Annotated in this window: 8 protein-coding genes and 1 pseudogene; 7 read left to right on the plus strand and 2 right to left on the minus strand. The window is 72.1% G+C overall.

The annotated features are described in order from the left end of the window. Positions 1-131: 131 nt before the first annotated feature. Positions 132-1,025, minus strand: coding sequence for a biotin--[acetyl-CoA-carboxylase] ligase (locus ACFV0Q_RS32690; protein WP_385010300.1), 894 nt, complete (start codon positions 1,023-1,025; stop codon positions 132-134). Between the two features lie 81 nt (positions 1,026-1,106). Between ACFV0Q_RS32690 and ACFV0Q_RS32695 the strand changes: the two are divergent. The 6 genes and pseudogenes from ACFV0Q_RS32695 (at position 1,107) to ACFV0Q_RS32720 (ending at position 6,731) form a co-directional block, all read left to right on the plus strand. Continuing rightward, positions 1,107-2,112, plus strand: a pseudogene (locus ACFV0Q_RS32695) (RNA-guided endonuclease InsQ/TnpB family protein). Positions 2,113-2,149: 37 nt separating this feature from the next. Beyond that, positions 2,150-3,742: an acyl-CoA carboxylase subunit beta gene (locus ACFV0Q_RS32700; protein ID WP_385010301.1), complete on the plus strand. Its 1,593-nt coding sequence runs from the start codon at positions 2,150-2,152 to the stop codon at positions 3,740-3,742. 20 nt (positions 3,743-3,762) lie between these two features. Then, entirely contained in the window at positions 3,763-3,975 is a 213-nt protein-coding gene (locus ACFV0Q_RS32705) for an acyl-CoA carboxylase epsilon subunit (protein WP_385010303.1), read from the plus strand. A gap of 125 nt (positions 3,976-4,100) precedes the next feature. Then, complete coding sequence (locus ACFV0Q_RS32710) at positions 4,101-5,879, plus strand: serine/threonine-protein kinase (protein WP_385010305.1); 1,779 nt, start codon at positions 4,101-4,103, stop codon at positions 5,877-5,879. A gap of 88 nt (positions 5,880-5,967) precedes the next feature. Continuing rightward, positions 5,968-6,102: a morphogenic membrane protein MmpB gene (gene mmpB, locus ACFV0Q_RS32715; RefSeq protein ID WP_385010306.1), complete on the plus strand. Its 135-nt coding sequence runs from the start codon at positions 5,968-5,970 to the stop codon at positions 6,100-6,102. A 20-nt stretch (positions 6,103-6,122) separates the two neighbouring features. After that, positions 6,123-6,731, plus strand: coding sequence for a Maf family protein (locus ACFV0Q_RS32720; protein ID WP_385010308.1), 609 nt, complete (start codon positions 6,123-6,125; stop codon positions 6,729-6,731). Here the strand turns inward: ACFV0Q_RS32720 and ACFV0Q_RS32725 are convergent. Beyond that, positions 6,712-7,149 carry a hypothetical protein gene (locus tag ACFV0Q_RS32725; protein ID WP_385010310.1) on the minus strand — a complete coding sequence of 146 codons (438 nt, stop codon included), beginning with the start codon at positions 7,147-7,149 and terminating at the stop codon, positions 6,712-6,714. The two genes, ACFV0Q_RS32720 and ACFV0Q_RS32725, sit on opposite strands and share 20 nt — an antisense overlap. Positions 7,150-7,526: 377 nt before the next feature. Here ACFV0Q_RS32725 and ACFV0Q_RS32730 point away from each other — a divergent pair, with 377 nt between their 5' ends. Next, on the plus strand, positions 7,527-9,290 hold the full coding sequence (locus ACFV0Q_RS32730; RefSeq protein WP_385010311.1) for an acetyl/propionyl/methylcrotonyl-CoA carboxylase subunit alpha: 1,764 nt from the start codon (positions 7,527-7,529) through the stop codon (positions 9,288-9,290). Positions 9,291-9,340 lie beyond the last annotated feature (50 nt).

Here is a 9,340-nt window from a genome sequence, read left to right on the forward strand (position 1 = left end):
CGCCCCCGGGGGGGGGGGGGGGGGGGCCGGGGGGGGGGGGGGGGGGGGCGGGGGGGGGGGGGCGGCCCCCCCCCCCCCCCCCCCGGCGACGGCGTCGCGCGGGGCGGACCCCCACCCCCACCCGGCCAGGGTCACCGCACGGAACGCAGGTGCACCACATCCCCCGCCCCCACGGCCTCCCGCCCCCCTTCCAGGGTCCGGATCACCAGCCGCCCGTCCGCATCCACCGCTTCGGCCGTTCCGGTGAGCGTGCGCCCGCCCGGCAGCTCCGCGCGGACATGACGGCCCAGCGTCGCGCAGCCCGCCGCGTACACCTCCTGGAGCCCGCTCTCCGCAGGATCACCGCCCGCCTCGCGCCAGTTCCCGTACAGCTCCTCCAGCGACCGCAGCACGGCCTTGAGCAGCGGCTCCCGGTCCGTGACGGAGGCCTTCGCCAGCAGCAGCGACCCCGCGGCCGGTACGGGCAGCTCGTCCTCCGTGAGCGTGACGTTGAGCCCGATCCCCACGACGACCCCTCCCCCAGAGCCTTCGGCCGGGGAGGGACCCCCTGCGACCCGCTCCGCGAGGATCCCGCCGGTCTTGCGCTCTTCCCCGTCCACCCCGACCAGCAGGTCGTTGGGCCACTTGAGCACCGCGTCCACGCCCGCCGCCCGGGACAGCCCCTGCGCCGTGGCGACCCCGGCCAGCAGCGTCAGCCACCCCCACCGCTCCTGCGGCACGCCCCCGCCCGGCTTGAGCAGGACGGAGAAGAACAGCCCGGACCGGGCCGGAGCCGTCCACGTACGGTCCAGCCGGCCGCGCCCGGCGGTCTGCTCCTCGGCGACCAGTACGGCCCCCTCCGGCAGCGACGCGGCCCGCGCCGCGAGATCGGTGTTGGTGGACCCGGTGGCGGGGACCACCTCCAGGGAGGTCCACAGCCCGCCCTCGACGACGAGGGCCCGCCGCAGGGCCGCGGCATTGAGGGGAGGCCGGTCCAAGCTCGACCAGCGTCCGGCGGAAGCTCCGGCTGAGGGCTCAGATGACATGATCGGATTCCTTATGTCGCCGTACGTGACCCTTTGACCCGGGTTTGTATTCGGATCCTGACTGACCCTAGCTTCCGGGCTGTGGGGAATTCTGCGGTAAAGGGGGCATTCAGATTCCGTTTCTACCCGGACGACGCGCAGGCGACGGAACTGTCGAGGACGTTCGGGTGCGTACGGAAGGTGTACAACCTGGCCCTCGCCGCCCGCACCGAGGCCTGGACGCGTCAGGAACGCACGAACTACGCCCAGACCTCCGCGATGCTCACCTCCTGGAAGCGGACCGAGGAGCTGGCTTATCTGGGCCAGGTCTCCTGCGTCCCCCTCCAGCAGGCCCTGCGGCATCTCCAGAGTGCGTTCGTCGCCTTCTGGGGGCGGCGATCGAGGTATCCGCGGTTCAAGTCGAAGAGGAAGTCCCGCGCGAGCGCCGAGTACACCCGCTCCGCCTTCCGTCTCCGCGACGGCGAACTCACACTCGCCAAGATGGCGGACCCACTGCCCGTCGTCTGGTCGCGCCGGATACCGGAAGGCAGCGAGCCGACCACGGTGACTCGTGCGCGAAAACCAAACGCTCGTGATCGAGGACCTCACCGTCCGCAACATGCTCAAGAACCACAAGCTCGCCCGTGCCATCACGGACGCGGCTTGGCGTGAGCTGCGGTCGATGCTGGAGTACAAGACGGCCTGGTACGGGCGCGAGCTGATCACCGTCGACCGGTGGTTCCCCAGCACACACCTGTGCTCGGTCTGCGGGGCCATCGCCGACAAGATGCCCCTCAAAGTGCGCGAGTGGACATGCGAGCAGTGCGGGACGACCCACGGCCGCGATGAGAACGCGGCGATCAACCTTCTGGCCGCCGGGCAGGCGGCCTCTGCCTGTGGAGCGGGCGTAAGACCTCGCCGGGGTCTCTCCCGGACGGGGCAGCGCGCGACGAAGCAGGAAGCCCCGCCCGCGAGGGTGGGAGCGCCTTCCCCTAGGGAAGGCGGCGATGCCAAGCAAGCCAATGCAGGTGTGTCAAACGCCGCACTGCCGAGCGCCATGCCCGCCGATACGCTACGCACCAGTAGCCAGCAGCAGTCATCCAATTGACCAGGCAGTTGACACCACACAGGGAGCCGCGACCCCGATGTCACAACCCTCAGAGCCGATCGACATGCACACGACCGCGGGCAAGCTCGCGGATCTCAGGCGCCGCGTCGAGGAAGCCACCCACGCCGGTTCCGAGAGGGCCGTCGAGAAGCAGCACGCCAAGGGCAAGCTGACGGCCCGTGAGCGGGTGGCGCTGCTGTTGGACGAGGGGTCCTTCGTAGAGCTGGACGAGTTCGCCCGGCACCGCTCCACCAACTTCGGGCTGGAGAAGACCCGTCCGTACGGCGACGGCGTCGTCACCGGCTACGGCACGGTGGACGGCCGGCCGGTGGCCGTGTTCTCGCAGGACTTCACCGTCTTCGGCGGGGCCCTCGGCGAGGTCTACGGCCAGAAGATCATGAAGGTGATGGACTTCGCGCTGAAGACCGGCTGCCCGCTCGTCGGCATCAACGACTCCGGCGGCGCCCGCATCCAGGAGGGCGTCAGCGCGCTCGGCATGTACGGCGAGATCTTCCGCCGCAACGTCCACGCCTCCGGCGTGATCCCGCAGATCAGCCTGGTCGTCGGGCCCTGTGCCGGCGGGGCCGTGTACTCCCCGGCCATCACCGACTTCACCGTCATGGTCGACCAGACCTCGCACATGTTCATCACCGGCCCGGACGTCATCAAGACGGTCACCGGCGAGGACGTCGGCTTCGAGGAGCTCGGCGGGGCGCGCACCCACAACTCCACCTCGGGCGTCGCGCACCACATGGCGGGCGACGAGAAGGACGCCATCGAGTACGTCAAGTCCCTGCTGGCGTACCTGCCGTCGAACAACCTCTCCGAGCCGCCCGCGTTCCCGGAGGAGGCGGACACCGAGGTCTCCGCGTCCGACCTGGAGCTCGACACGCTGATCCCCGACAGCGCGAACCAGCCGTACGACATGCACACCGTGATCGAGCACGTGCTGGACGACGGCGAGTTCCTGGAGACGCAGTCGCTGTTCGCCCCGAACATCCTCACCGGCTTCGGCCGCGTCGAGGGGCACCCGGTGGGCATCGTCGCCAACCAGCCGATGCAGTTCGCCGGCTGCCTGGACATCAACGCCTCCGAGAAGGCGGCGCGGTTCGTGCGGACCTGCGACGCGTTCAACGTCCCGGTGCTGACCTTCGTCGACGTACCGGGCTTCCTGCCGGGCACCGACCAGGAGTACAACGGAATCATCCGGCGCGGCGCGAAGCTGATCTACGCGTACGCCGAGGCGACCGTCCCCCTGATCACCGTCATCACCCGCAAGGCCTTCGGCGGCGCCTACGACGTCATGGGCTCCAAGCACCTCGGCGCGGACCTGAACCTGGCCTGGCCGACCGCCCAGATCGCCGTGATGGGCGCGCAGGGAGCGGTGAACATCCTCCACCGGCGCACGATCGCCGAAGCGGAGGAGAATGAGGTCGAGGAGGTCCGCGCCCGGCTGATCAGCGAGTACGAGGACGCGCTGCTCAACCCGTACACGGCCGCCGAGCGCGGTTACGTCGACGCGGTGACCATGCCGTCCGAGACCCGCGCCCACGTGGTGAAGGGGCTGCGCCAGCTGCGCACCAAGCGGGAGTCGCTGCCCCCGAAGAAGCACGGCAACATCCCCCTCTAGGCCCCGAGGAGCTCACTGTGATGATCAAGGTCGTCAAGGGCAACCCGACCCCCGAGGAGCTGGCCGCCGCACTGGCGGTGGTCCAAGCGCGCGCGGCGGCGCTGGCCTCGGCCCCGTCGGGCGCGCCCCGGGTCCCGGACGAGTGGGCGTCCCCGCGCCGCGTGGCGCGGGCGCGCCTGCCGCAGCCGGGCCCGCACGCGTGGGGCCGTACGTACTGGCCCGCCCAGGGCTGAACCCGCTCCGCACCATCGGACGCCGTCGCGGGCGGCCGGCCCCCGGCCCGGCCGCCCGCACCCGCACGGCCCGCGCCGCCTTCGCTACGATCTTGCCCTCGGGCAGGACCAAGGGGGCGGATGTCATGAACGGGCCAAACAGCGGACCGGACCACGGAACCGGAACCGGGCACGGCGCGCTGCGCCCGCTGACGGCGGGCGATCCGCGCGAGATCTCCGGATACGGACTGCTCGCCCGCATCGGCGAGGGCGGCATGGGCTCCGTCTACCTCTCCCGCACCCGGGGCGGCCGGCCGGTGGCCCTGAAGATGATCCGCCGCGAGTACGCGGGGGACCCGGGCTTCAGGCGCCGCTTCGAGCAGGAGGTGCAGGCGTCGCAGCAGGTCCGCGGCTACCACCTCGTACCGGTGCTGGACTACGACACGCAGGGCGAGCAGCCCTGGCTGGCCACCGCCTACGTGGCGGGCCTGCCGCTGGACGAGGCGCTGGACGCCTTCGGACCGCTGCCGCTGGCCGCGGCCCTGCAGCTGGTGGCGTGCGTGGCGCGGGCGCTGGAGTCCGTACACGCCGCGGGGATCGTCCACCGGGACCTCAAGCCGGGCAACATCATGCTGGCCGCGGACGGGCCGTGGGTGATCGACTTCGGCATCGCGCGCGCCGCCGAGAGCACGCGCCTCACGCACAGCGGGGGCTTCGTCGGCACTCCGCAGTTCATGTCCCCCGAGCAGGGCGTCGGCGGGGACGTCACGGCGGCGAGCGACGTGTTCGCGCTCGGCCTGATCGCCGCGGTGGCCGCGACCGGCCGCCACCCGTACGGCGAGGGCGGCGCGCTGACGGTGGCGACGCAGATCGCCAACACGGCCGTGCGGCCGCCGGACCTGTCGGGGTACCCGGACTGGCTGCGCCCGCTGCTGGCGGGCGTGCTCGCCGCGGACCCGGCCGCGCGGCCGACGCCGGCCGAGCTCGTACGGCAGTGCGAGCGCCTGACGGGCCTCGAAACGTCGGCTCTCGCGGGCTGGCTGCCGGAGCCCTGGGCCGCGGCGGTCGCGGCCCGCGAGGCCGAGCTGGGCCGCCTTCCGGCGGCGGGCACGGCGGCCGGCACGGCGGCGGGCGCGGCGGCGGGCCCCGCGCCCGCGTACGCCCCCACGTACGTCCCCACGCAGGCGAGCGGCCCCGGCTCCGGGCCCGTCCCGCCGCCGGTGCACGGCGCCCCGACGCAGGCACCCCCGCAGGCACCGCCCTTCCCTACCACCCCGCCCGCCACCGCACGCGGCAACCGGACCGGGCTGCTCGTCGGGGCGGCCGTGGGCCTGCTCGGCGTGATCGCGGGCGCCGCATGGGCGGTGTCCGGCGGCTCGGACACCGGGAACGACGGCAACGACAAGCCGCGGGCCGCCGATCGGGGGCAGGAGCAGCCGCAGCAGGACACGGCGGCCAAGCCGTCCGCCCAGAGCTCCCCGAAGCCGTCGCAGCCCGCCGCGTACGAGCCGGTCTTCACGGACAAGCCCCTGCTCATCGGGCCGCCGGGCGATTCGATGGTCACCGTCGACCTGGACGCCCCCAAGGTCTCGCCGAACGGCGCCGACAGCGACAAGGACATCGAGCTCTACTACATCCGGCAGCACATGGTCTTCCGCAAGGCCATGGCCAAGTCGCCGGGCACCACCCCCGAGGTCTGCCGCCAGGCCGTGGACACCGGGCCGCTGCCCGCCGAGCTCTCCGACACGGCGCTCATCAAGGACGAGGCCATCGTCAAGGGCGACGTCCTGTGCTCGGTGACGTCCAAGGGCAATCTCGCGATGTTCCAGGTCACCGAGGTCAAGCCGACGGGGAAGCCGTCCGACCCGCCCGCCTACGCCGGCAAGCTCACGCTCTGGAAGCCGCCCGCCGACGCCAAGCCGTAGGACGGCCCCGGAAGATGGTGCGAACGGACGGTGGCGGCTGAGTACGGGTACTCAGGCGCCACCGCCGTACCGGGGCAAGGATCGGAGCATGCTCTGGTCAGACCCGAAGGACGAGCCGCCCAAGGACATGCGCGATGTCCAGGCGATGCTCCGGCGGCTGCTCGTCGTGCTCGCCCTGGCGATGGTCGTCGGGGTGTACGTGCTCGGCGTCGCCCCGTTCTAGCCGCGCCCTACGATGACCCCATGACCGCCACGCCACAGCGCACGCTCGTCCTCGCCTCCGCCTCTCCCGCCCGGCTGAACCTGCTGCGGCAGGCCGGGCTGGCCCCGCACGTGATCGTCAGCGGTTTCGACGAGGACACGCTGAACCACGACAACCCGGCCGATCTGGCCCTGGCCCTGGCCGAGGCCAAGGCGGGCGTGGTGGCGGGCCTGGAGGAGGCCGCGGGCGCGCTGGTGATCGGCTGTGACTCGGTGCTGGAGCTGGACGGCGAGGCGCTCGGCAAGCCGGCGGACGCGACGGAGGCCACCACCCGCTGGAAGTCGATGCGCGGGCGGTCCGGCGTCCTGCGCACGGGGCACTGCGTGATCGACACGACGACCGGGCGTCAGGTCTCGGCGACCGCCTCCACGACGGTCCGCTTCGGCGAGCCGACGGACGCGGAAGTGGCGGCGTACGTGGCGAGCGGCGAGCCGCTGCACGTCGCCGGGGCGTTCACCCTGGACGGCCTGTCGGCGCCGTTCATCGACGGCATCGACGGGGACCCGGGCAACGTCATCGGCCTGTCGCTGCCGCTGCTGCGCTCCCTGCTGGGAGAACTGGGCGTGTCCATCACGGACTTGTGGGCCTGAGCTCCTTGACGGGTCCTGGCTCGTCCCGGCCCCCGGCGTAGAGCGTCAGGGTCAGGACGAGCAGGCACAGGATCAGCATCGTCGCCGCGAAGGCGCCCCAGCCGACGAGCCCGACCGCCAGCGCGCCGAGCAGGACGTGGGTCAGGGCGGCGGCGACGATCACGACGCGGGCGAAGCGTCCGGGCGCCCGGTCCCGCAGGGCGGCCACGGCGAGCAGGACGGCGCACAGCAGCAGGAAGGCGCCCATGGCCGCCCCCAGCCCGTAGGTCGCCGTGGACATGACGTCCGGGTCCATGCCGGCGATGGACATCGACTGGTTGGCGGTGGTCTTCCCCAGGACGACGTGGACGAGGACCAGGACCGCCGCCTCCACGGCCAGCGCGAGCGCGCCGAGCCCGGCAACGAGTCTGCGCAGCACGACGCCCCCATCCCCCGCACGCCACAAGCGTGTTCGACGTCCTGGAGGCTACTAACGAGTAAACCTGCGGACAAGGGGTCGGGACGGCTTCGTTACGGGAGCCTTCCGTGACGGCCCTCACTCAAAGAATGCATAGGCCGTTCGTAGGGACTCGACAAAGAATCAGCGGGGGCCGCTGACCCGCAGAACAGAGACCTGATCCGCGCAACGGGGTTACTGTGCAGTCGGGGATCTCCCTGACCTGGGGCGACACAAGGGCTTTCGCACTATGAGGACGCTCGCATCACGCTCTGTGTGGGCAAGCTCACCACCGGGGAAGGGTCGAAAGGCCGTGTCGGCTGTCCCTAAACTCAGCTTGTTTCAAGGAGGGAGCCATCGTGCGCAAGGTGCTCATCGCCAACCGTGGCGAAATCGCTGTCCGCGTTGCCCGGGCCTGCCGGGATGCCGGGATCGCGAGCGTAGCCGTCTACGCCGATCCGGACCGGGACGCCCTGCACGTCCGCGCGGCAGACGAAGCTTTCGCGTTGGGCGGTGACACCCCGGCCGCCAGCTACCTCGACATCGCGAAGGTCCTGCAGGCCGCCGCAGACTCCGGGGCGGACGCCATCCACCCCGGATACGGCTTCCTGTCGGAGAACGCGGAGTTCGCCCAGGCCGTCCTGGACGCCGGGCTGACCTGGATCGGCCCGCCCCCGCAGGCCATCCGCGACCTGGGTGACAAGGTCGCCGCCCGCCACATCGCCCAGCGTGCCGGCGCCCCGCTGGTCGCGGGCACCCCCGACCCGGTCTCCGGCAGCGACGAGGTCGTCGCCTTCGCCGAGGAACACGGGCTGCCGATCGCGATCAAGGCCGCGTTCGGCGGCGGCGGCCGCGGCCTGAAGGTCGCCCGCACCCTCGAAGAGATCCCCGAGCTCTACGACTCGGCGGTCCGCGAGGCCGTCGCCGCCTTCGGGCGCGGCGAGTGCTTCGTCGAGCAGTACCTCGACAAGCCCCGCCACGTGGAGACCCAGTGCCTGGCCGACTCCCACGGCAACGTGGTCGTCGTCTCCACCCGTGACTGCTCGCTGCAGCGCCGCCACCAGAAGCTGGTGGAGGAGGCCCCCGCGCCGTTCCTGAGCGAAGCCCAGAACGCGGAGCTGTACGCCGCCTCCAAGGCCATCCTCAAGGAAGCCGGCTACGTCGGCGCCGGCACGGTCGAGTTCCTCGTCTCCGCCGACGGCCTGATCTCCTTCCTGGAGGTCAACACCCGCCTCCAGGTCGAGCACCCGGTCACCGAAGAGGTCTCCGGCATCGACCTGGTCCGCGAGATGTTCCGCATCGCCGACGGCGAGGAGCTCGGCTACGGCGACCCCGTCCTGCGCGGCCACTCCATCGAGTTCCGCATCAACGGCGAGGACCCGGGCCGCGGCTTCCTGCCCGCCCCCGGCACCGTCACCAAGTTCGCCGCGCCCGCCGGCCCCGGTGTCCGCCTGGACACCGGCGTCGAGTCCGGCTCGGTCATCGGCCCCGCCTGGGACTCGCTCCTGGCCAAGCTGATCGTCACCGGCGCCACCCGCGAGCAGGCCCTCCAGCGGGCGGCCCGCGCGCTGGCCGAGTTCGAGGTCGAGGGCATGGCCACCGCCATCCCCTTCCACCGCGCGGTCGTCGCCGACCCCGCCTTCGCGCCCACGGACGGCAGCCCCTTCACCGTCTTCACGCGGTGGATCGAGACCGAGTTCGTCAACGAGATCCCGGCCTTCGTCGTTCCGGCGGCCGAGGACACCGAGGACGAGCCCGGCCGCGAGACCGTGGTCGTCGAGGTCGGCGGCAAGCGCCTGGAGGTCTCCCTCCCGTCCTCGCTGGGCATGACCCTGGCCCGCACCGCCGCCGCCGGCGGGGCCAAGCCCAAGCGCCGCGCCGCCAAGAAGTCCGGCCCGGCCGCCTCCGGCGACACCCTCGCCTCGCCCATGCAGGGCACGATCGTGAAGGTCGCGGTCGAGGAGGGCCAGCAGGTCAACGAGGGCGACCTGATCGTGGTCCTGGAGGCCATGAAGATGGAACAGCCCCTCAACGCGCACCGCTCGGGCACCATCGTGGGCCTGAGCGCGGAGGTCGGCGCCTCCCTCACCTCCGGCGCCACCATCTGCGAGATCAAGGACTGACCCGCGGGATCCCCGCGGCACACACGACGAGGCCCCGCCCGGGGAAACCG

This window comes from Streptomyces sp. NPDC059564 (assembly GCF_042735575.1).
In the GTDB taxonomy this organism is placed as follows: Bacteria; Actinomycetota; Actinomycetes; order Streptomycetales; family Streptomycetaceae; genus Streptomyces.

What these genes read in the sequence shown, in the direction of transcription:
- ACFV0Q_RS32690 (WP_385010300.1), bottom strand. Translation starts at nt 1,025, where the DNA reads ATGTCATCTGAGCCCTCAGCCGGAGCTTCCGCCGGACGCTGGTCGAGC.
- ACFV0Q_RS32700 (WP_385010301.1), top strand. Translation starts at nt 2,150, where the DNA reads ATGTCACAACCCTCAGAGCCGATCGACATGCACACGACCGCGGGCAAG.
- ACFV0Q_RS32705 (WP_385010303.1), top strand. Translation starts at nt 3,763, where the DNA reads ATGATCAAGGTCGTCAAGGGCAACCCGACCCCCGAGGAGCTGGCCGCC.
- ACFV0Q_RS32710 (WP_385010305.1), top strand. Translation starts at nt 4,101, where the DNA reads ATGAACGGGCCAAACAGCGGACCGGACCACGGAACCGGAACCGGGCAC.
- mmpB (WP_385010306.1), top strand. Translation starts at nt 5,968, where the DNA reads ATGCTCTGGTCAGACCCGAAGGACGAGCCGCCCAAGGACATGCGCGAT.
- ACFV0Q_RS32720 (WP_385010308.1), top strand. Translation starts at nt 6,123, where the DNA reads ATGACCGCCACGCCACAGCGCACGCTCGTCCTCGCCTCCGCCTCTCCC.